This is a genomic window from Pseudomonas sp. BNK-15 (assembly GCF_047456105.1).
Taxonomy (GTDB): domain Bacteria; phylum Pseudomonadota; class Gammaproteobacteria; order Pseudomonadales; family Pseudomonadaceae; genus Aquipseudomonas; species Aquipseudomonas putida_E.
In genome coordinates this window covers 233865-253647 of the sequence record NZ_CP179898.1, presented here as the reverse complement: position 1 = coordinate 253647, position 19783 = coordinate 233865, and the positions used below count along the sequence as shown (strand labels likewise).

Annotated in this window: 19 protein-coding genes; 5 read left to right on the top strand and 14 right to left on the bottom strand. The window is 61.4% G+C overall.

Annotation, left to right across the window (positions count from 1 at the left end; translation table 11 throughout):
- Positions 1 to 91: 91 nt before the first annotated feature.
- From ACMGF5_RS00980 to gcl, 3 genes are all read right to left on the bottom strand, one after another.
- Positions 92 to 985: a 2-hydroxy-3-oxopropionate reductase gene (locus ACMGF5_RS00980; protein ID WP_039603965.1), complete on the bottom strand. Its 894-nt coding sequence runs from the start codon at positions 983 to 985 to the stop codon at positions 92 to 94.
- 180 nt (positions 986 to 1165) lie between these two features.
- Complete coding sequence (gene hyi / locus ACMGF5_RS00975) at positions 1166 to 1948, bottom strand: hydroxypyruvate isomerase (RefSeq protein ID WP_012315455.1); 783 nt, start codon at positions 1946 to 1948, stop codon at positions 1166 to 1168.
- A gap of 68 nt (positions 1949 to 2016) precedes the next feature.
- Entirely contained in the window at positions 2017 to 3792 is a 1776-nt protein-coding gene (gcl, locus tag ACMGF5_RS00970; protein ID WP_115274207.1) for a glyoxylate carboligase, read from the bottom strand.
- Positions 3793 to 4048: 256 nt separating this feature from the next.
- Here gcl and ACMGF5_RS00965 point away from each other — a divergent pair, with 256 nt between their 5' ends.
- A complete protein-coding gene (locus ACMGF5_RS00965) occupies positions 4049 to 4489 on the top strand; it encodes a GlcG/HbpS family heme-binding protein (protein WP_012315453.1) in 441 nt (146 codons plus the stop codon).
- Between the two features lie 105 nt (positions 4490 to 4594).
- Here the strand turns inward: ACMGF5_RS00965 and ACMGF5_RS00960 are convergent, their stop codons facing one another.
- Entirely contained in the window at positions 4595 to 5206 is a 612-nt protein-coding gene (locus ACMGF5_RS00960; RefSeq protein WP_039604598.1) for a TetR/AcrR family transcriptional regulator, read from the bottom strand.
- Between the two features lie 132 nt (positions 5207 to 5338).
- Here ACMGF5_RS00960 and ACMGF5_RS00955 point away from each other — a divergent pair, with 132 nt between their 5' ends.
- Positions 5339 to 6250 carry a DUF808 domain-containing protein gene (locus tag ACMGF5_RS00955; RefSeq protein WP_119687522.1) on the top strand — a complete coding sequence of 304 codons (912 nt, stop codon included), beginning with the start codon at positions 5339 to 5341 and terminating at the stop codon, positions 6248 to 6250.
- Positions 6251 to 6362: 112 nt separating this feature from the next.
- On the opposite strand, the gene ACMGF5_RS00950 is transcribed toward ACMGF5_RS00955, so the two are convergent.
- The 7 genes from ACMGF5_RS00950 to puuE form a co-directional block, all read right to left on the bottom strand.
- Positions 6363 to 7145 (bottom strand): outer membrane protein OmpK, encoded by a 783-nt coding sequence (locus ACMGF5_RS00950; protein ID WP_039601601.1) that lies wholly within the window; start codon positions 7143 to 7145, stop codon positions 6363 to 6365.
- A 353-nt stretch (positions 7146 to 7498) separates the two neighbouring features.
- Positions 7499 to 8284, bottom strand: coding sequence for an outer membrane protein OmpK (locus tag ACMGF5_RS00945; RefSeq protein WP_012315449.1), 786 nt, complete (start codon positions 8282 to 8284; stop codon positions 7499 to 7501).
- 141 nt (positions 8285 to 8425) lie between these two features.
- Entirely contained in the window at positions 8426 to 9781 is a 1356-nt protein-coding gene (locus ACMGF5_RS00940; RefSeq protein ID WP_039601600.1) for a nucleobase:cation symporter-2 family protein, read from the bottom strand.
- A 158-nt stretch (positions 9782 to 9939) separates the two neighbouring features.
- A complete protein-coding gene (locus ACMGF5_RS00935) occupies positions 9940 to 11268 on the bottom strand; it encodes a urate hydroxylase PuuD (RefSeq protein WP_046785311.1) in 1329 nt (442 codons plus the stop codon).
- A gap of 43 nt (positions 11269 to 11311) precedes the next feature.
- Positions 11312 to 11815 (bottom strand): ureidoglycolate lyase, encoded by a 504-nt coding sequence (locus ACMGF5_RS00930; protein ID WP_012315446.1) that lies wholly within the window; start codon positions 11813 to 11815, stop codon positions 11312 to 11314.
- A 57-nt stretch (positions 11816 to 11872) separates the two neighbouring features.
- Entirely contained in the window at positions 11873 to 12388 is a 516-nt protein-coding gene (gene uraD, locus ACMGF5_RS00925; RefSeq protein ID WP_012315445.1) for a 2-oxo-4-hydroxy-4-carboxy-5-ureidoimidazoline decarboxylase, read from the bottom strand.
- Positions 12388 to 13314 (bottom strand): allantoinase PuuE, encoded by a 927-nt coding sequence (gene puuE, locus ACMGF5_RS00920; protein ID WP_012315444.1) that lies wholly within the window; start codon positions 13312 to 13314, stop codon positions 12388 to 12390. Before puuE ends, uraD begins: the two co-directional genes overlap by 1 nt.
- 377 nt (positions 13315 to 13691) lie before the next feature.
- Between puuE and uraH the strand changes: the two genes are divergently transcribed.
- The gene (gene uraH / locus ACMGF5_RS00915) at positions 13692 to 14045 is read left to right on the top strand and encodes a hydroxyisourate hydrolase (protein ID WP_012315443.1); all 354 of its coding nucleotides are present in this window, start codon (positions 13692 to 13694) and stop codon (positions 14043 to 14045) included.
- A gap of 299 nt (positions 14046 to 14344) precedes the next feature.
- Here the strand turns inward: uraH and ACMGF5_RS00910 are convergent, their stop codons facing one another.
- Complete coding sequence (locus tag ACMGF5_RS00910) at positions 14345 to 15694, bottom strand: NCS2 family permease (RefSeq protein WP_012315442.1); 1350 nt, start codon at positions 15692 to 15694, stop codon at positions 14345 to 14347.
- Between the two features lie 284 nt (positions 15695 to 15978).
- Between ACMGF5_RS00910 and ACMGF5_RS00905 the strand changes: the two genes are divergently transcribed.
- Entirely contained in the window at positions 15979 to 16734 is a 756-nt protein-coding gene (locus ACMGF5_RS00905; protein WP_012315441.1) for a GntR family transcriptional regulator, read from the top strand.
- Between the two features lie 121 nt (positions 16735 to 16855).
- Positions 16856 to 17554, top strand: coding sequence for an aquaporin Z (gene aqpZ / locus ACMGF5_RS00900; protein WP_119687520.1), 699 nt, complete (start codon positions 16856 to 16858; stop codon positions 17552 to 17554).
- Here the strand turns inward: aqpZ and guaD are convergent.
- Entirely contained in the window at positions 17551 to 18855 is a 1305-nt protein-coding gene (gene guaD / locus ACMGF5_RS00895) for a guanine deaminase (protein ID WP_115274211.1), read from the bottom strand. The two genes, aqpZ and guaD, sit on opposite strands and share 4 nt — an antisense overlap.
- 10 nt (positions 18856 to 18865) lie before the next feature.
- Complete coding sequence (gene xdhC / locus ACMGF5_RS00890) at positions 18866 to 19711, bottom strand: xanthine dehydrogenase accessory protein XdhC (RefSeq protein ID WP_046785306.1); 846 nt, start codon at positions 19709 to 19711, stop codon at positions 18866 to 18868.
- Positions 19712 to 19783 lie beyond the last annotated feature (72 nt).

Below are 19783 nucleotides of genomic sequence, written 5' to 3'. Positions count from 1 at the left end.
GGCGGTCCCCAGAGCTGCAAGCTTCAAGCTACAAGCCGCAAGTAAAAGCAGACCTGCTTTTGCTTGCCGCTTGAGGCTTACAGCTTGAAGCTTATTTCTCGCCGCGGATCGAGAAGTTGGCCATGTGCTCCAGGCCTTTGATCAGCGCCGAGTGGTCCCAGTTGCCGCCGCCCAGTGCCACGCAGGTGCTGAACACTTGCTGGGCGTTGGAGGTGTTGGGCAGGTTGATGCCCAGCTCCTTGGCGCCTTGCAGGGCCAGGTTCAGGTCTTTCTGGTGCAGGTTGATGCGGAAGCCTGGGTCGAAGGTGCCTTTGATCATGCGCTCGGCATGCACTTCGAGGATCTTCGAGGAGGCGAAGCCGCCCATCAGCGCTTCACGCACCTTGGCAGGGTCTGCACCGTTCTTGGCCGCGAACAGCAGAGCTTCGCTGACGGCCTGGATGTTCAGGGCGACGATGATCTGGTTGGCGACCTTGGCCGTCTGGCCGTCACCGTTGCCGCCGACGCGGGTGATGTTCTTGCCCATGGCTTCGAACAGCGGCAGGGCGCGTTCGAAGGCGTTCGGGCAGCCACCGACCATGATGCTCAGGGTCGCGGCCTTGGCACCGACTTCACCACCGGACACTGGTGCGTCGAGGTAGGCGGCACCGGTGGCCTTGATCTTCTCGGCAAAGGCCTTGGTGGCGGTCGGCGAGATCGAGCTCATGTCGATCACCACCTTGTTCGGGCCCACGCCTTCGGCGACACCGTTCTGGTCGAACAGTACGCTTTCGACCTGCGGGGTGTCCGGCACCATGACGATGATGAACTCGGCTTCCTGGGCAACCTCTTTCGGGTTGGCCAGCGCCACTGCGCCAGCGGCGATCAGGTCAGCCGGTGCGGCCTCGTGGTGGGTGGAAACGAAAATGCTGTGACCTGCTTTTTGCAGGTTCTGAGCCATGGGCTTGCCCATGATGCCGGTGCCGAGGAAACCGATTTTAGCCATGAGAAATTACCTCTTTTATATTTATGTGAGCAGGCGACTCGGCCCCCTGTAGGGGCGGCCTTGTGTCGCGAAGGGGCGCGCAGCGGCCCCTCGATCTCAGTTGCGCAGGCAATCTGCCGGGGCTGCTGTGCAGCCCTTCGCGACACAAGGCCGCTCCTACAGCAGGTTCTGCGAGCGTTCTTAGATTGCGTTGTGTGTCTTCAGCCAGCCCAGGCCTGCTTCGGTGGTAGTCAGCGGCTTGTACTCCGCGCCTACCCAACCCTGGTAACCGATGCGGTCCAGGTGTTCGAACAGGAAGCGGTAGTTGATCTCGCCGGTACCCGGTTCGTTACGGCCCGGGTTGTCGGCCAGCTGGATGTGGTTGATCAGTTTCAGGTTGGCTTCCATGGTGCGAGCCAGGTCACCTTCCATGATCTGCATGTGGTAGATGTCGTATTGCAGGAACAGGTTGTCGCTGCCCACTTCGGCCTGGATTTCCAGGGCCTGCCGGGTGGTGTTCAGGTAGAAGCCCGGGATGTCGCGGGTGTTGATCATTTCCATGACCAGGCGAATGCCAGCGGCTTTGAGCTTGTCGGCAGCGAACTTCAGGTTGTCGACAAAGGTCTTGCGCACGTCGGCGCACTGCAGGCCTTGCGGGCGAATGCCGGCCAGGCAGTTGACCTGGGTGTTGCCCAGTACCTTGGCGTATTCGATGGCCTTGTCGACACCGGCGCGGAATTCTTCGACGCGGTCGGGATGGCAGGCGATTCCGCGCTCACCTTTGCCCCAATCACCGGCCGGCAGGTTGAACAGCACCTGGGTCAGGCCGTGGGCGTCGAGCTGCTGCTTGATTTCGGCAGCGCTGAAGTCGTACGGGAAGAGGTATTCGACGCCGCTGAAACCAGCATCGGCGGCAGCCTTGAAGCGGGCCAGGAAGTCCTGTTCGGTGAACAGCATGGACAGGTTGGCAGCGAAGCGAGGCATGATGTGTCTCCTTGCGATGAAGGCCCCCGGCGCCCTCAGGTAGGGCGCAGCACGGGGGCGTCAGGCGATCAGTCCAGCATCGAGATGGCGGTTGGCGCGTCATTGCCGACCAGCGCCAGGTCTTCGAACTCATTGACCGCGTTGATCTCGGTGCCCATGGAAATGTTGGTCACACGCTCCAGAATCACTTCCACCACGACCGGTACTCGGAACTCTTCGGCCATCTTCTGTGCCTTGAGCAGTGCCGGGGCGATCTCACCTGGCTCGAAGACACGGATGGCTTTGCAGCCCAGGCCTTCGACCACGGCGACGTGATCGACACCGTAGGTGGCGGCGTCGGTGGAGTTGATGTTCTCGAACGCCAGTTGTACACAGTAATCCATGTCGAAGCCACGCTGCGCCTGACGGATCAGGCCCAGGTAGGCGTTGTTCACCAGCACGTGTACGTACGGCAGGTTGAACTGCGCGCCCACGGCCAGCTCTTCGATCATGAACTGGAAGTCGTAGTCACCCGACAGTGCCACAACCTTGCGTTTCGGGTCGGCCTTGACCACACCCAGTGCCGCCGGGATGGTCCAGCCGAGCGGGCCGGCCTGGCCACAGTTGATCCAGTGACGTGGCTTGTACACGTGCAGGAACTGTGCACCGGCAATTTGCGACAGGCCAATGGTGCTGACGTAGCAGGTGTCCTTGCCGAACACCTGGTTCATCTCTTCGTAAACGCGCTGCGGCTTGACCGGCACGTTGTCGAAGTGAGTCTTGCGCTGCAGGCTCGATTTACGCTGCTGGCAGTCTTCCAGCCAGGCCTTGCGGCACTGCAGCTTGCCGGCGGCTTTCCACTCGCGGGCCACTTCGATGAACACGTCCAGCGCCAGGCCTGCGTCGGAAACGATACCCAGGTCCGGGGTGAACACGCGGCCGATCTGGGTGGGCTCGATGTCGACGTGAACGAACTTGCGGCCTTCGGTGTAAACGTCAACGGAACCGGTGTGGCGGTTGGCCCAACGGTTACCGATACCGAACACCAGGTCGGACTTGAGCAGGGTGGCGTTGCCGTAGCGGTGCGAGGTCTGCAGGCCGACCATGCCGACCATCTGGGCGTGGTCGTCCGGGATGGTGCCCCAGCCCATCAGGGTAGGGATCACGGGCACGCCGGTCAGTTCGGCGAACTCCACCAGCTTGTCGCTGGCGTCGGCGTTGATGATGCCGCCACCGGCCACCAGCAGCGGGCGCTCGGCGTCGTTGAGCAGGGCCAGGGCTTTTTCAGCCTGTACGCGAGTGGCGGACGGTTTGTTGACGACCAGCGGCTCGTAGGCGTCGATGTCGAATTCGATTTCGGCCATCTGCACGTCGAACGGCAGGTCGATCAGCACAGGGCCTGGGCGGCCGGTACGCATTTCGTAGAAGGCTTTCTGGAAGGCATAAGGCACTTGGCCTGGTTCCAGAACGGTGGTCGCCCACTTAGTGACGGGCTTGACGATGCTGGTGATGTCGACAGCCTGGAAGTCTTCTTTGTGCAGACGGGCACGTGGCGCCTGGCCGGTGATGCAGAGAATCGGGATGGAGTCGGCCGATGCGCTGTACAGGCCGGTGACCATGTCGGTGCCGGCGGGGCCGGAGGTGCCGATGCACACGCCGATGTTGCCTGGGTTGGCGCGGGTGTAACCCTCGGCCATGTGCGAGGCGCCTTCAACGTGACGAGCGAGGACGTGATCGATGCCACCGACTTTTTTCAGGGCCGAGTACAACGGGTTGATGGCAGCCCCTGGGATGCCGAACGCGGTATCTACACCTTCACGGCGCATGACCAGAACGGCTGCATCGATTGCTCTCATTTTGCTCATGGGTTGTGCCTCATCGATTTTGTAATTGTATACAACTTGCTTTGTGCCAGAGTGTATTCACGGCTGGCGGTTCAGGTCAATGGGTTTTCATCGGGGGAGGTTGCTTTCGTCCGAGCGCCCATGAAAACGGCGATTTGCGTCATCGAATACGATCGTTTCAATTTATTGTATACAAAAGTGGTTGCAGTTGTGTTCTATTTGAGTGATCGATTTTCAACTGCCCTCGGGCTTCTCACAACAAGAAGAGGACCTTTCCATGAACGCTTTGAACCTGAAAGTCGCTGTCAGCCTGGTGAACGCGGCGCTGGCGGCGGGCCGCAAGATCAATGCTGCGCCGTTGACGGTGGTGGTGCTGGATGCCGGTGGGCATGTGCTGGCCCTGCAGCGCGAAGATGGCGCCAGCCTGATTCGCCCTGAGGTGGCCACGGGCAAGGCCTGGGGCGCGATTGCCCTGGGCAAGGGCTCGCGCTTGCTGGCGCTGGATGCGCAGCAGCGGCCGGCGTTTTTTGCCGCGTTGAATGGTGTGGGTGAGCGGCCGGTGGTGCCGGCGCCAGGTGGCGTGCTGATCCGCGATCAGGACGGCAAGGTGCTGGGTGCCGTAGGGATCAGCGGCGATACGTCGGATATCGACGAGCAGTGTGCGATCAGTGCGATCGAAGAGGCGGGGTTGACGGCGGATGCCGGTGTAGCTGCGTAAGGCTTTAAATTGCCGGGGCCGCGTTGCGGCCCTATCGCGACACGAGGCCGCTCCTACAGCGGCCTTGTGTCGCGAGAGGGCTGCAGAGCAGCCCCACTGGCCTTGTCAGGCCGCCTCGGGTTCACAGCCTTTGAGCACCAGCCGAATGATGGTCTCGGCTGCTGCTTCGTAATCACTGTCGGCCAGCTTGGCCTTGCCGGTGATCACCGAAATCTGCCAATCGAAATCGGCATAGGTCTGAGTCGCCGCCCAGATGCTGAACATCAGGTGGTGCGCGTCGACCTTGGCAATCTGCCCGCGCTCGATCCAGCGCTCGATGCACTCGATGTTGTGGCGGGCCTGCTCGTTGAGCTGTTCCACCTGGTTGGGCGAGAGGTGCGGCGCACCGTGCATGATCTCGCTGGCGAACACCTTCGAGGCATGCGGCAGGTCTCGCGAAATGCGGATCTTCGAGCGGATGTAGGCACTCAGCACTTCCTTGGGGTCGCCGTCGGCATTGAACGGCGTGGACGCCTGCATGATCGGCGCGATGATGCTCTCCAGGACCTCGCGGTAGAGGTTGTCCTTGGACTTGAAGTAGTAATACACGTTCGGCTTGGGCAGGCCGGCCTTGGCCGCGATATCGCTGGTCTTGGTGGCGGCGAAGCCCTTGTCGGCGAATTCCTCGCTGGCCGCGCGCAGGATCAGTTCCTTGTTGCGCTCGCGAATGGTGCTCATGGTCAGGGATCTTCCTCGTGTCTGGCCACCTCTAAGAGGGATCGGGCATGGTAGCACCGGGCTCGAGGGGCGCTCAAGGCAGCGACTTTGGGCTAGACTCCGGCCCATTCATTTCACGGGAAACAGGCAGACATGGCAGGAAGCAGTTTACTGGTACTGATCGACGACATTGCCACGGTACTCGACGATGTCTCTTTGATGACCAAGGTGGCGGCGAAGAAAACCGCAGGTGTGCTGGGCGACGACCTGGCACTCAACGCCCAGCAGGTCACCGGTGTGCGCGCCGAGCGCGAGATCCCGGTGGTGTGGGCGGTGGCCAAGGGCTCGTTCGTCAACAAGGCGATCCTGGTGCCGGCGGCGCTGCTGATCAGCGCGTTCATCCCATGGGCGGTGACGCCGCTGCTGATGATCGGTGGTGCGTACCTGTGTTTCGAAGGCTTCGAAAAGCTGGCGCACAAGTTCTTGCACAGCAAGGAGGAGGATGCTGCCGAGCACAGTGCGCGCAGCGAAGCCGTTGCCGATGCGAACGTCGACCTGGTGGCCTTTGAGAAGACCAAGATCAAGGGGGCGGTGCGCACCGACTTCATCCTCTCGGCAGAAATCATCGCCATCACCTTGGGCACTGTGGCCGATGCGCCGCTGACTCAGCAGATCATCGTGCTGTCGGGCATTGCGATCGTCATGACCGTGGGTGTCTATGGGTTGGTGGGCGGTATCGTCAAGCTCGATGACCTGGGCTTGTGGATGACTCAGAAAGCCTCGAAAGCGGCCCAGGTGGTGGGCAACGGCATTCTGCGGGCGGCGCCTTACATGATGAAGAGCCTGTCGGTGATCGGGACTGCGGCGATGTTCCTGGTCGGTGGCGGGATTCTGGTACACGGTGTTGCGCCGCTGCATCACGCCATCGAGGCGTTCAGTGAAGGGCGGGGCGGGGCGCTTACTGGCGCGTTGCTCAATGGTGGGGTGGGGATTGTTGCGGGGGCCGTGGTGTTGGCGGTGGTCAGCGGATTGGGCAAGTTGTGGCGGGTACTGCGCCCGGCTTGATGAAGGTGAATTGGGCCGCTTTGCGGCCCTTTCGCGACACAAGGCCGCTCCTACGGCGATCATTGTAGGACCGGCCTTGTGTCGCGATGGGGCTGCACAGCAGCCCCCAGGATCAGAAGTGAACCTTGACCAGGAAGCTTGCAGTGTTCTGGTCGGTGGTGAACCCGTCGGAATCCTTGATGCCGTACTTGTTCTTCCAGTAGTCGTACTCAAAGCCCACATACAGCTGCTTCTCACCCAGGTGCAACGCCTTGCCCAGGTCATATTTGACCTGCGGGTTGAAGTGCAGGTTGGCCTGGTAGGTACCGCGGCGGTTCTCGTCGTTGTCGACCACCCAGTCCATGAAGCCGTCGATGAGGATGTCGGAGGAGCCCACAGGGATGGTGTACGACCATACCGGGGTGATCTGCCAGACGTTGTCACCGGCCCGGCTGCCGTCGGTGGTGCGCTGGTAGAAGTTCAGCTGGAAGTAGTCGAAGCCCGGGATGTCCAGGTCGAAGCCAGGGCCGATCAGGTAGGACTCGGTATCACCCTCGCCAAACTCATAGGTCATTGCCAGCAGCACGTCCTTGACCGGGCCGAATGCCAGCTTCTGGTCGAAGATCTTGCCGAACGACAGGCGCGGGCTGATTTCACCGTAGTAGGTGTTGTCGCCGTTACCCGAGTCCTTCTTGCCGTTGTAGAAGATCTTGTCGACGAAGACGAAGTTGTCGCCGTACTTCCAGCCATCGGCGTGCTCGAAGGTGACGGTTTGCTGGATCGCCGGGTTGACCTTGAAGTTCTTGCCCCACAGGTAGGTCAGGCTGTTGTTCTGCCACTGCAGCAGGTCATCGGCGTAGGTGGTGCCGCAGGCCAGCAGGCCGCCCGCGAGAATCAGGCTATTGATGGTACGCATTGCGAGTGTCGCTCCCTTGATTGGTCTGTTGTCAGCGCTCGGTATTGGCGCTTTTTTTGTCTTTTGAGTCAGCTTTTTTCGATTGGCCACAGTTGTTTGGCAAGAGCTGCGCCAACTTTCCGGATTGGCTACAACCTTCCTGCTCGACTCGTTCTGAACGGCTGAAAATGGGTATTTCCGGCTGGCAACGCGTTGGCCAACCGCCCGAATTCATTGACTGAGCGGTCAGTAAACGCGGGCAGGATCCATCCTGCCCTGTTCGAGGGGGCGCGCAGATTACTGGCTTGCGCGCCTGGCCTCAAGTGCTCCGTCCTGGAGCAGCGTGTATCAAACTTGGGCGTTCGATCAGGTTTTCAGAAATGTACCTTGATCAGGGCGCTGGCGACACTCTGGTTACTCTCCAGATTGCCGCGGCTGTCGATGCCGTACTTGTCCTTCCAGTAGCTGTACTCAAAGCCTACATACAGCTGTTTGGCGCCCAGGTTGAGCGCCTTGCCCAGGTCGTATTTGACCTGCGGGTTGAAGTGCAGGTTGGCGTGATAGGTGCCGCGGCTGTTCTGGTCGTTGTCGGGCACCCAGTCCATGTAGCCGTCGATCAGAATGTCCGACCTGCCCACGGGAATGGTGTACGACCAACCAGGGGTGATCTGCCAAACGTCGTCGCCAGGGCGGCCGCCTTCAGTGTTGCGCAGGTAGAAATTGAGGGTGAAATAGTTGAAGCCGGGAATGTTCAGGTCGAAACCGGGGCCGATCAGGTAGGCCTCGTTGTCGCCTTCGCCACGCTCGTAGGTCATGGCCAGCAGCACGTCCTTGATCGGGCCGAAGGCGAGCTTCTGGTCGAAGATCTTGCCGAACGACAGTCGCGGGCTGAACTCACCGTAGTAGGTGGTCACGCCTTTGCTGGCATCGGGCTTGCCGTTGTAGAAGATCTTGTCGACGAACAGGAAGGTGTCGCCGTACTTCCATTTGTTGGCGTGCTCGAACGTGATGGTCTGCTGAATGTCTGGGTTGACCTTGAAGTCCTTGCCATACAGATAGGTCAGGCTTTCGCCGTGCCACAGCAGCCATTCGCCTGCATGCGAGGGGAGGGTGGCCAGCAGGCTGCTGCCCAGCAACAGGGTTGATGCGATGCGCTTCATGTTGTGATTCCCGGACTTATTGTTTTTGTTGGCGGATTTTTTGGCGCGCAGGCGCCCCGGGCGGCCCATTCCGGCGGGCCGACGGTGTGGCAGTTACAACGGACAAGAGCAGGGGCGACGCACGGCGCCGCCCCGCTTGGCTCAATGCTGGTGACAGGCGTCGTTGTGCGCCGCGCGGTCGGCACCACCGAGGATGTTGAACAGCACGTTCAGCACCAAGGCACTGACCGTGGCCATGGCGATACCACTGTGGGTGATGGGTTCCATCCACTGCGGCATCTGTGCGAAGAACTCCGGGCGGACCACCGGGATCAGGCCGAAGCCGACGCTGACCGCAACCAGCAGCTGGTTGCGTCGGTCGCCGATGTCTGCCTCCTGAAGGATCTTGATCCCGGTGGCGGTGACCATGCCGAACATGGCAATGGATGCACCGCCCAGTACTGCAGGCGGGATTGAGGCGATCAGGTATGCCGCCTTGGGCAGCAGGCTGAGCAGGATCAGCAGCGCGCCGGCCACCACAGTGACATAACGGCAGCGTACCCCGGTCATCTGCACCAGGCCGATGTTCTGGGCGAACGAGGAGTGGGTGAAGGTGTTGAAGAACCCTGCGATGAACGACGCGCCGGCATCGCACAGCAGGCCCCGGCGCAGCATCCCTGGGGTGACTTCGCGATCGGTCACCTTGCCCAGGGCGAGGAACATGCCCGTGGACTCGACGAAGATGATCACCACCACCAGGCACATCGACAGGATCGGTGCCAGGCTGAAGGTCGGCATGCCAAAGTGCAGTGGCGTCACCACTTGCAGCCACGGTGCCTGGCTCAGGCCGGACAGGTCGACCATGCCGATGGAACCGGCCAGGATGTAACCCAGGCCCATGCCTACCAGCACCGACACGTTGACCCAGAAGCCACGCATGAAGCGGTTGATCAACAGGATCACGGCCAGCACCAGGCCTGCCACCATCAGGTAGATCGGCGAGCCGAAGGCTTCTGCCTCATGGCCGCCACCGGCCCAGTTGACTGCGACCGGGAACAGCGAGAGGCCGATAGAGGTGATCACGGTACCTGTGACCAGCGGCGGGAAGAAGCGTACGACCTTGGACATGAACGGCGCGATGAGCATGCCGAAGAACCCGGCGGCGATGGTTGCACCGAAGATCCCCTGCAGGCCTACGCCAGGCATGCCGGCCATGGCCACCATGCTGCCGACGGCAGCGAAACTGGCGCCCATCATCACCGGCATGCGGATCCCTACCGGGCCGATACCGAACGACTGGATGATGGTGGCTACGCCTGCGACCAGCAGGTCGGCGTTGATCAGGAAAGCGACTTCTTCACGGGACAATCCGGCTGCCTGGCCGATGATCAAAGGCACGGCAATCGCGCCTCCGTACATCAGCAGAACGTGTTGCAGGCCGACCAGGATCAGTTGGAACAGGGGCAGAGGTTCGCGCGGTGGCGCCACAGGAATGTACGCCTTGCGTGACTCGGACATGCAGCACCTCGAGTTTTGTTTTTATTCTCGGATCCAAGCGGCAAGCTCCAAGCGGCAAGCTTCAGGAAGAAGCTTGGTGATCCGCGTTGGAGCCTGACGCTCGATGCTTGCTTGTTACTTGGGACTTACAGCTTGAAGCTTGAAGCGTGCGGCTTCGATCAGTTGACCTGGGCGCCTTTGGCGATCCAGTCACCGACGAGCTTGCGCTCCTCGACGGTCATCTGGGTGATGTTGCCCAGCGGCATGATCTGGCTGGCGACCGCTTGCGCCTGAATGCGCGCGGCCTGGGCCTGGATCTGCTGCGGGGTGTCGAACACCACGCCGCCAGGGGCGGTGCTGAACAGCGGGCTGGTCGGTTTCGACGAGTGGCACACTGTGCAGCGTTCCTGGATGACGGTGTGGATCTTGTCGAAGGCGCCGCCACCGGCCTGCGCAGTCGCCTGGGCTGGGGCTTGAGCCGGTGCGGCAGGCGCTTGGGCCGCCTTGGCAGCGTCCTCGGCGCGCTGTTCGGCAGCGGTCTTGCCACCTACTGCAGTCGCTGGCAGTGGCTGGTACTCGACCTTCGCTGCGGCCTGCTCAGGGGCAACAGCCATCGGTTTCGGGCCGGTGACGTAAGCCAGGCAGATCATCGCCAGGGCACCGGCCGGCAGGGTCCAGGCGTACTTGCTGCTGTCGTGGCGGGTGTTGAAGTAGTGGCGGATCAGTACCGCGGCTACGGCAATGCCGGCCAGGATCAGCCAGTTGTACTGGCTACCGTAGGTGCTCGGGAAGTGGTTGCTGATCATGATGAACAGCACCGGCAAGGTGAAGTAGTTGTTGTGACGCGAACGCAGCAGGCCTTTGGCCGGCAGGCGCGGGTCGGGGGTGGTGTTGTTCTCGATCGCTGCCACCAGCTGGCGCTGGGCCGGCATGATGATGCGGAACACGTTACCGACCATGATGGTGCCGATGATCGCGCCAGTGTGCAGGTACGCGCCACGGCCGCTGAACACCAGGCTGAAGCCCCAGCAGGCGGCGATGATCAGTACGAACAGCACGGCGCCAAGCAGTGCCGGGCGTTTGCCCAGTGGCGAATCGCAGAGCAGGTCGTAGATGAACCAGCCGGCCACCAGCGAACCGATACCGATGGCCACGCCCTCGGCACCGCTCAGGGTGCTGCCAGGGGCCAGCAGGTACAGGGTCGGGTTCCAGTAGAACACCACGCACAGCAGGGCGATACCGGACATCCAGGTGAAGTAGGCTTCCCATTTGAACCAGTGCAGGTTCTCGGGCATTTTCGGCGGCGCCAGCTTGTACTTCTCAAGGTGGTAGATACCACCGCCGTGGATGGCCCAAAGGTCACCCGACAGCCCGTCACGCGGATTGCTCCGGTTCAGGTTGTTTTCCAGCCAGACGAAGTAGAACGATGCACCGATCCAGGCCACGCCGGTGATCATGTGAACCCAGCGAATGCTCAGGTTCAGCCATTCGTGAAGGTGTGCTTCCACAGTATGTACCTCTGCCGATCACCGAACGATGATCGACCTTTTCTTATTGGTGGGGATTGAGGATCAGCATCTGTTCCTCGGTGAAGTAATGCTCATCGCAGTTGTTGCCGGAACCACTGCGATCAACCACCAGGAAATCATCCCGCTTTTCGATCGTAAGCACCGGGTGGTGCCAAACGCCGCGATGGTAATTGACGCCCTGCCTGCCATTACTGCGGAAGGCACGGACCAAGCCTGATACAGGTGCATCGCCAACGGGCGCGACCACGATCAGAAAGGGGTTGCCGAGCAGCGGGATGAAAGCCTGGCTGCCCAGCGGATGGCGTTCCAGCATGCGCACGGTCAGCGGCATGTCCAGCGCGTCGGCGCGGAAGATGCTGATGATCGCTTTGTCTTCAGGCTCGGCGGTCTCGACCGTGGCGAGCTTGTGGAAGCGCATGGTCGAGCCGTTGTTGATCATGAAGTGGTCACTGCCATCGGTTTCGATCACGTCACCGAAGGGGGCGAAGGCTTCTTTGGTCAGGGGCTCGATCATCAGGGTGCGCATGCGGTTATCTCTTCTATGTTCGTTGTTCTGGATAAGGCTCTAACGTTGCCGCGCCGGTTACAGCTGCAGCAGACGGAACAGGGCGATCAGGTTGATCTGCGCCAGGGCTTCCTTGAATTCGGCATCGGTGTCGTTATGGATGCGTTTTTCGAAAGCGGCGAGGATCTGGTGCCGGTTGCTGCCCTTGACTGCCATGATGAACGGGAACTGGAACTTGGCCTTGTAGGCATCGTTCAGTTCGGTGAACCGGGCGAACTCTTCGGCGGTGCACTGGTGGATACCGGCGCCGGCCTGTTCGTTGGTGCTCGATTCGGTCAGCTCGCCCTGGATGGCGGCCTTGCCGGCCAGGTCCGGGTGAGCATTGATCAGCGCCAACTGGTCGGCGTGGTTGGCGCTGAGCAGGATGTCGCTCATGCGCTGGTGCAGCGCTTCGATCTCGTTCAGCTCGTCCAGCTGGCCCAGGTCGTAGGCTTTTTCGGCGACCCACGGCGAATGCTCGTAGATGTCGGCGAAGACCTTGACGAAGGTGTCACGGTCCAGGGTCGATGGCTTGAGGGTCTTGAAGGCGGTCATCAGGCGTTCTCTTTCTTGTACGGGTGGGTGGCGTGCCAGTGGCGGGCGATGTCCGCGCGACGGGCGAACCAGACCTGGTCATGGCTCTTGGCGTAGTCGACGAAACGCTTGAGCGCGGCCAGGCGTGCCGGGCGGCCGACCAGCCGGCAGTGCAGGCCGATGGAAAGCATCTTCGGCGCTTCGGCACCTTCGGCGTACAGCACATCGAAGGCGTCCTTGAGGTACTGGAAGAACTGCTCGCCGCAGTTGAAGCCCTGTACCTGGGTGAAGCGCATGTCATTGGTGTCCAAGGTGTAGGGGATCACCAGGTGCGGCTTGCCGGTCGGGTTGTTCGGTTCCCAGTAGGGCAGGTCGTCATCGTAGGTATCGCTGTCGTAGAGGAAGCCACCTTCCTCCATGACCAGGCGGCGGGTATTGGGGCCGGTGCGGCCGGTGTACCAGCCTACCGGGCGTTCGCCGGTCAGTTCGGTGAGGATGCGGATGGCCTCGAGCATGTGCTCGCGCTCCTGGGCCTCATCCATGTTCTGGTAGTCGATCCAACGGTAGCCGTGGCTGCAGATCTCGTGGCCGGCTTCGACCATGGCGCGGATCACGTCCGGGTGGCGCTGGGCGGCCATGGCTACGGCGAACACGGTCAGCGGCACGCCGCTGTCCTTGAACAGCTTGAGCAGGCGCCATACGCCGGCACGGCTGCCATATTCGTACAGCGACTCCATGCTCATGTTGCGCTGGCCCTGCAGCGGCTGGGCAGCGACCATCTCGGACAGGAAAGCTTCAGACTCTTTGTCGCCGTGCAGGATGTTGCGCTCGCCACCCTCTTCGTAGTTCAGGACGAAAGACAGCGCGATGCGGGCATTGCCCGGCCATTGCGGGTGAGGTGGGTTGTTGCCGTAACCGATCAGGTCGCGAGGATAGTCAGCGCTCACTGCAGTCTTCCTTCTTGTGCGTTAGTGCGGGGGGTGGGCGGGCCGCGTCGGGATGTCGCACCACCGGATGGGCTGATTGTATACAACTTCTGAAATCATTTGTAAGCCTGTTTTTCCGCATTTCTTCCCTTTTGTCGCCTGAGAATCTGTTGCAAGAAACCTGCCTGATTGGTCAGTTAATAAGATTGGCGTCGGCACTGCGCCTGTATTTGCGACTATTGGCCTGTGTGAGGGGGCCTCGACGGAAGGGCTCAAAAAATTGTGTACAATCTGTTGGTGAAATGTCTTAATAACGGCATTCCCGCCCGTCGCAGGTTCATTGCCGTGCGGATGGCTGTGTATTTTTTGCCCACAGATTGAACAAGAGGCGACAAGCAATGGGACGTTTGACTACACACGTACTGGATGCAGCTCACGGCTGCCCGGGCAGCGCGATCAAGGTCGAGCTGTACCGTGTCGAAGGCCAGCAGCTTGAGCTGGTGAACACTGCCCTGACCAACAGCGATGGCCGCGTCGATGCGCCGCTGTTGCAGGGTGACGATTACCGTACTGGCGTTTACCAGCTGCAGTTCAGTGCTGGCGCCTACTACCGTGCTCGCGGCGTACAACTGCCGGAGCCGGCGTTTCTGGATGTTGTTGTGCTGCGCTTTGGCATCGACGAGAAGCAGGAGCACTACCATGTGCCGCTGCTGATCTCGCCGTATAGCTATTCGACCTATCGCGGGAGCTAGTTGGTCGCTAGAAGAATCTTCGTAGGTCCTTGGCCCGCTCTCACACTGGCGGGCTTTTTTTCGTCTGCTGTTTTGTGTTCTCTCCACTGGCTTCATCGCCGGCAAGCAGGCTCCCACAAAAGGTACGGCGCCGGCCTTATCGAATGGCATCCAAGCGATTTCGCCACTCTCCCGGGCACTGACCTATTCAACTTCTAAAGCTGACGCCACTCCAGTAGAAGCCGGCTTGCCGGCGATGAGGGCGGTGCTAACAGCACAAAAAGGGCGCCGAAGCGCCCTGTTCTGGTGCGGTTTTCAGCTCAGAGGAACACGAACTTGGCAATGAAGATCGCGCACAGCACCCACAGGCTGGCCGAGATCTCTTTGTACCTGCCGGTACCGGCCTTCAGCGCCACATAGGTGATGAAGCCCATGGCAATACCGTCTGCCACCGAGAAGGTCAGCGGCATCATGATCACCGTGACGATCGCCGGGATGCTGTCAGTGGCTTCATCCCAATGGATGTGCGCCATGCTGCCCATCATCAGCATGGCCACGTAAATCAGTGCGCCTGCAGTCGCGTAGGCTGGAATCATCCCGGCCAGCGGTGCAAAGAACATCGCCGCCACGAACAGCAGGCCAACCACCACCGCGGTCAGGCCAGTGCGGCCACCTGCGGCAACACCCGCGGCACTTTCTACATAGCTGGTTACCGGCGGCACCCCGACCACGGCACCGAACACGCTGGATGCGCTGTCCGCCTTCAATGCCTTCGACAGGCCTTCGATGCGGCCGTCCGGCGCCACCAGGTTGGCCCGCTGGGCGACGCCCATCAAGGTGCCGGCGGTATCGAACATGTGCACGAAGAGGAACGCCAGCACCACGCTGATCATGCTCACGTTGAACACGCCGGCCACGTCCATGGCCATCCAGGTGGGGGCCAGGCTCGGAGGCATCGACATCACGCCGCCAAATTTCACCAGGCCCAGGCCCCAGCCTGCCAGAGTGACGCCGATGATGCTGATCAGGATGGCGCCGAACACGCGTTTGTAGCTGAGGATGGCAATCGACAGGAAGCACAGGGCCGCCAGCAGCGGGCCTGGTTCATGCATGGAGCCCAGCTTGATCAGCGTGGCCGGGCTGTCGACGATGATGCCTGCGGTCTTGAGGCCGATCAGCCCGAGAAACAATCCGACGCCGGCCCCCATGGCATGTCGCAGGCTTACCGGGATGCTGTTGAGCAGCCACTCGCGGACCTTGGACAGGGTCAGAAACATGAACAGCACACCGGATACGAATACCGCGCCCAGCGCTGTCTCCCAGTTGTAGCCCATGGTCCCGACCACGGTGTAGGTGAAAAACGCGTTGAGGCCCATGCCCGGCGCCAGGCCCACCGGCCAGTTGGCGTACAGGCCCATCAGCAGGCAGCCCAGTGCTGCGGCAATGCAGGTGGCGACGAATGCTGCGCCGTGATCGATGCCGGCGTCAGCCATGATGTTGGGGTTGACGAAGATGATGTACGCCATGGTGATGAAGGTGGTCACCCCGGCGATCATTTCGGTTTTGACGGTACTGCCGTGTTGCTTGAGTTTGAAAATCCGCTCCAGCCAGCTCGTTTCGAGCGGCGGAGCGAGATCCAGCGTAGGTGCGTCGGATTTGCGGCTTTCCACAGCGGTACTCCTCAAGTCTTTCTTGTTGTTCTTGGAGCCAGTGACCTGCGCAATGCACTTGGTGGCTCCGCGAGGGATGGCAGACGTCTGACGCCGCTTTGTTGACTTACGGGTCAAGAAGTTGCTCGATGGATTATGCTTTTGTGTACAAAGAAAGCAAATAATGTTTTATCTTTTGTGCGCACAATATGCCGCGCATCGGCTATATAGCTAAAAGCCCACCTGCAGAAACGGCTCAGCCTGTGTACAATGCCGCCATACTTTCCTTCGTGCCTCGAGAGCCCATGAACGAACAGCTGCAACCTCTGAAGAAACCTGCACGTGCCGGCAAGGCTGGCCGCAGCGGTACCCAGGACGATATCGTCTATGCGCATATCTTCGAGGCGATCCTCGAGCAGCGACTCGCACCGGGCACCAAGTTGAGCGAGGAAGCGCTGGGCGAGATATTCGGCGTCAGCCGTACCATCATCCGTCGTGCCTTGTCGCGCCTGGCCCACGAAAGCGTTGTGCTGCTGCGGCCCAACCGCGGTGCCGTGGTGGCCAGCCCGACGGTCGAAGAGGCGCGCCAGGTGTTCTTCTCCCGGCGCATGGTCGAACGCGCCATCACCGAACTGGCCGTACAGCACGCCACCCTCGAGCAGCTCAACGAACTGCGGCACATGGTGCGTGAAGAGCGTGACAGCTTCTCGCGGGGCGACCGTGGTGCCGGCATCCGCTTGTCCGGCGAGTTTCACCTGAAGCTGGCCGAGGCGGCCGGCAATGCCCCGCTGGTCAGCTTCCAGCGCAGCCTGGTGTCGCAGACGTCGCTGATCATTGCCCAGTACGAAAGCGGCAACCGCTCGCACTGCTCTTACGACGAGCACATGCAACTGATCGATGCCATCGAGGCGCGTGATGCCGAGCAGGCGGTCAGCCTGATGATGCATCACATGGACCATATCGACAGCAAGCTCAACCTGGACGAGGAGAGTGCCTCGGACGATCTGCATGCGGTGTTTTCGCATCTGCTGAAAAAACCCAAGGTTTCGCTCAAGGGTTGATCGTTTGCCTGGCTGAATGAGTGGCCATAAACCAAACGTCTGCTAGATTCTTGTGAGCAAACCTTCATCAAGTAGTTGGGCTTGCGCAGTCTCCTGCGTTCAACTACATGAGGAAAGGTTCATGTCGACGTCTTTGGGTGTGCGCATGGGAGCCGAGCTGATCGGCACCTTCTGGTTGGTCCTCGGCGGCTGCGGCAGTGCGGTAATCGCAGCCAGCTCTCCCCTCGGCATCGGCGTTCTCGGTGTCGCCTTCGCTTTCGGTCTTACCGTGCTGACGATGGCATTCGCCATTGGCCACATCTCCGGTTGTCATCTGAACCCTGCCGTTTCCTTCGGGTTGGTAGTGGGCGGGCGTTTTCCGGCCAAAGAGTTGCTGCCTTACGTCATCGCTCAGGTGATCGGTGCGATCTGCGCGGCAGCGGTGATCTACTTCATCGCCAGTGGCAAGGCCGGCTTCGAGCTGTCGGCGGGCTTGGCGTCCAACGGCTATGCCGACCACTCGCCAGGCGGTTACTCGCTGGGCGCAGGTTTTGTCAGTGAAGTGGTGATGACCGCGATGTTCCTGGTGGTGATCATGGGCGCAACCGACGCTCGGGCCCCGGCGGGTTTTGCACCCATCGCCATCGGCCTGGCCCTGACCCTGATCCACCTGATCTCGATCCCTGTGACCAATACCTCGGTCAACCCCGCGCGCAGCACGGGGCCGGCGCTGTTCGTCGGTGGCTGGGCCTTGCAGCAGCTGTGGCTGTTCTGGTTGGCGCCGCTGATCGGGGCAGCGATCGGCGGCGCACTTTACCGGGGCCTGGCGAAAGTGCCTTAGCGCTGGTGCACGCAGCGCCCGGCGGCGTAGGTTTCGCGCACGGTGCGATCATCGCCCAAGGTGGTGAGCACGAACAGGGTCTCTTCGATGCTGCCTGATTGCTGGATACGGTAGTCAAGCAGCGGCGTGGCCTTGTAGTCGAGCACCACGAAGTCGGCATCGTTGCCGGGGCGCAGGCTGCCGATCCGGTCATCCAGGCGCAGCGCACGGGCACCGCCCAGGGTGGCCAGGTACAGCGACTTGTAGGGGTGCAGGCGCGCGCCTTGCAGTTGCATGACCTTGTACGCCTCGTTCAGGGTATTGAGCAGCGAGAAGCTGGTGCCGGCGCCGACGTCGGTACCCAGGCCTACGTTTACCTTGAAGCGTTCGGCCTGGGGCAGGTTGAACAGGCCGCTGCCCAGGAACAGGTTCGAGGTCGGGCAGAAGGCGATCGCCGAGCCCGTCTCGGACAAGCGCTGGCATTCGTCGTCGCACAGGTGCACGCCGTGGGCGAAAACGGAGCGCTCGCCGAGCAGTTCGAAGTGGTCGTAGACGTCCAGGTAACCTTTCTGCTCAGGGAACAGTTCCTTGACCCAGTCGATTTCCTTGAGATTCTCGGACAGGTGGGTGTGCATATAGACGCCCGGGTGCTCCTTGAGCAACTGCCCGGCAAGCTTCAATTGCTGCGCGGTGCTGGTGGGCGCGAAGCGCGGGGTTACCGCGTAGTGCAGGCGGCCCTTGCCGTGCCAGCGCTCGATCAGCGCCTTGCTGTCGGTGTAGCTGGTTTCGGCGGTATCGGTCAGGTAGTCGGGGGCGTTGCGGTCCATCATCACCTTGCCGGCGATCATGCGCAGGTCCAGGCGCTCGGCCTCCTCGAACAGTGCATTGACCGACTGCGGGTGCACACTGCCGAACACCAGCGCAGTGGTGGTGCCGTTGCGCAGCAGTTCCTTGAGGAAGATCTTCGCCACTTTGTCGGCGTGATCCTTGTCGGCGAACTGCTTTTCACAGGGGAAGGTATAGGTGTTGAGCCAGTCCAGCAGTTGCTCGCCGTAGGAACCGATCATGCCGGTCTGCGGGAAGTGAATGTGGGTGTCGATGAAGCCCGGGGTGATCAGGGCGTCCTGGTAATGCACCACTTCGATGTCGGCATCCAGCGTCGGCAGCAGTTCGCTGGCATGACCCAATGCACTGATGCGACCCTCGTCGATCACCAGCAGGCCGTCCTCGTAGTACTCATGGGAGGCGTCCAGGCCCACCTCGGCCGGGTCGGCGATGCTGTGCAGGATGGCGGCACGGTAGGCTTTGCGGGTAACGGTCATAACTCACTCGTCAATTGGCTTGGCTGCGCCGGGAGGGCGGCAGCAACTGGGCGATGGGGCCCGCATTGACGCCAGCGTCATGCTGGCCAAAGCAGGCGTTGTAGGTGGCAATGATTTCGCCGGCGATGGACACGGCGATCTCGATCGGCAGCTTGCCCTTGACCTCGGCGATGCCCATCGGGCAACGCATGCGCGCCATCACGGCCTCGTCAAAGCCGCGCTCGCGCAGGCGGTGTTCGAACTTGACCCGTTTGGTCTTCGAGCCGATCAGGCCGAACCAGGTGAAATCGTTGCGCTTGAGAATGGCGGCGGTCAGCTCCAGGTCGAGCTGGTGGTTGTGGGTCATGACGATGCAGTAGCAACCGGCTGGCAGCTCGGCCACTTCGTCGACCGGCTCTTCGCTGACCACCTTGGTGACCCCGTTGGGGATGAGCTCGGGAAATTCCTGTTCACGCGAATCGATCCAGCGCACCCGGCAGGGCAGGGCGGCGAGCAAGGGTACCAGAGCCCGGCCGACATGGCCCGCGCCGAACACGGCGATTTGCGCCTGCACAGCGGTCATGGGCTCGAACAGCAGCACGGTGACGCCGCCACAGCACTGTCCGAGGCTGGCGCCGAGGCTGAAGCGCTCCAGGTGCGGCGTGGTGCGGTGTTCTTCGAGCATTGCCCGGGCAATGTGCAGCGCCTTGAATTCCAGGTGGCCGCCGCCGATGGTGTCATACAGGGCTGTGGCACTGACGACCATTTTCGAGCCGGCATTGCGCGGGGTCGAGCCGCGCTCCTCGATGATGGTCACCAGTACGCAGGGTTCGCCGCGGGCCTGGTGGTCGGCGAGGGCGTTGATCCATTGGTGCATGATTCAAAATCCTCTATGGGCGACTCGGTCCTGTGGTAGGAGCGGCCTTGTGTCGCGAAAGGGTCGCGCAGC

What these genes read in the sequence shown, in the direction of transcription:
- xdhC (WP_046785306.1), bottom strand. Translation starts at nt 19,711, where the DNA reads ATGCACCAATGGATCAACGCCCTCGCCGACCACCAGGCCCGCGGCGAA.
- ACMGF5_RS00930 (WP_012315446.1), bottom strand. Translation starts at nt 11,815, where the DNA reads ATGCGCACCCTGATGATCGAGCCCCTGACCAAAGAAGCCTTCGCCCCC.
- guaD (WP_115274211.1), bottom strand. Translation starts at nt 18,855, where the DNA reads ATGACCGTTACCCGCAAAGCCTACCGTGCCGCCATCCTGCACAGCATC.
- ACMGF5_RS00905 (WP_012315441.1), top strand. Translation starts at nt 15,979, where the DNA reads ATGAACGAACAGCTGCAACCTCTGAAGAAACCTGCACGTGCCGGCAAG.
- ACMGF5_RS00940 (WP_039601600.1), bottom strand. Translation starts at nt 9,781, where the DNA reads ATGTCCGAGTCACGCAAGGCGTACATTCCTGTGGCGCCACCGCGCGAA.
- aqpZ (WP_119687520.1), top strand. Translation starts at nt 16,856, where the DNA reads ATGTCGACGTCTTTGGGTGTGCGCATGGGAGCCGAGCTGATCGGCACC.
- uraH (WP_012315443.1), top strand. Translation starts at nt 13,692, where the DNA reads ATGGGACGTTTGACTACACACGTACTGGATGCAGCTCACGGCTGCCCG.
- ACMGF5_RS00950 (WP_039601601.1), bottom strand. Translation starts at nt 7,145, where the DNA reads ATGCGTACCATCAATAGCCTGATTCTCGCGGGCGGCCTGCTGGCCTGC.
- ACMGF5_RS00980 (WP_039603965.1), bottom strand. Translation starts at nt 985, where the DNA reads ATGGCTAAAATCGGTTTCCTCGGCACCGGCATCATGGGCAAGCCCATG.
- ACMGF5_RS00945 (WP_012315449.1), bottom strand. Translation starts at nt 8,284, where the DNA reads ATGAAGCGCATCGCATCAACCCTGTTGCTGGGCAGCAGCCTGCTGGCC.
- ACMGF5_RS00955 (WP_119687522.1), top strand. Translation starts at nt 5,339, where the DNA reads ATGGCAGGAAGCAGTTTACTGGTACTGATCGACGACATTGCCACGGTA.
- gcl (WP_115274207.1), bottom strand. Translation starts at nt 3,792, where the DNA reads ATGAGCAAAATGAGAGCAATCGATGCAGCCGTTCTGGTCATGCGCCGT.
- ACMGF5_RS00965 (WP_012315453.1), top strand. Translation starts at nt 4,049, where the DNA reads ATGAACGCTTTGAACCTGAAAGTCGCTGTCAGCCTGGTGAACGCGGCG.
- ACMGF5_RS00960 (WP_039604598.1), bottom strand. Translation starts at nt 5,206, where the DNA reads ATGAGCACCATTCGCGAGCGCAACAAGGAACTGATCCTGCGCGCGGCC.
- hyi (WP_012315455.1), bottom strand. Translation starts at nt 1,948, where the DNA reads ATGCCTCGCTTCGCTGCCAACCTGTCCATGCTGTTCACCGAACAGGAC.
- uraD (WP_012315445.1), bottom strand. Translation starts at nt 12,388, where the DNA reads ATGACCGCCTTCAAGACCCTCAAGCCATCGACCCTGGACCGTGACACC.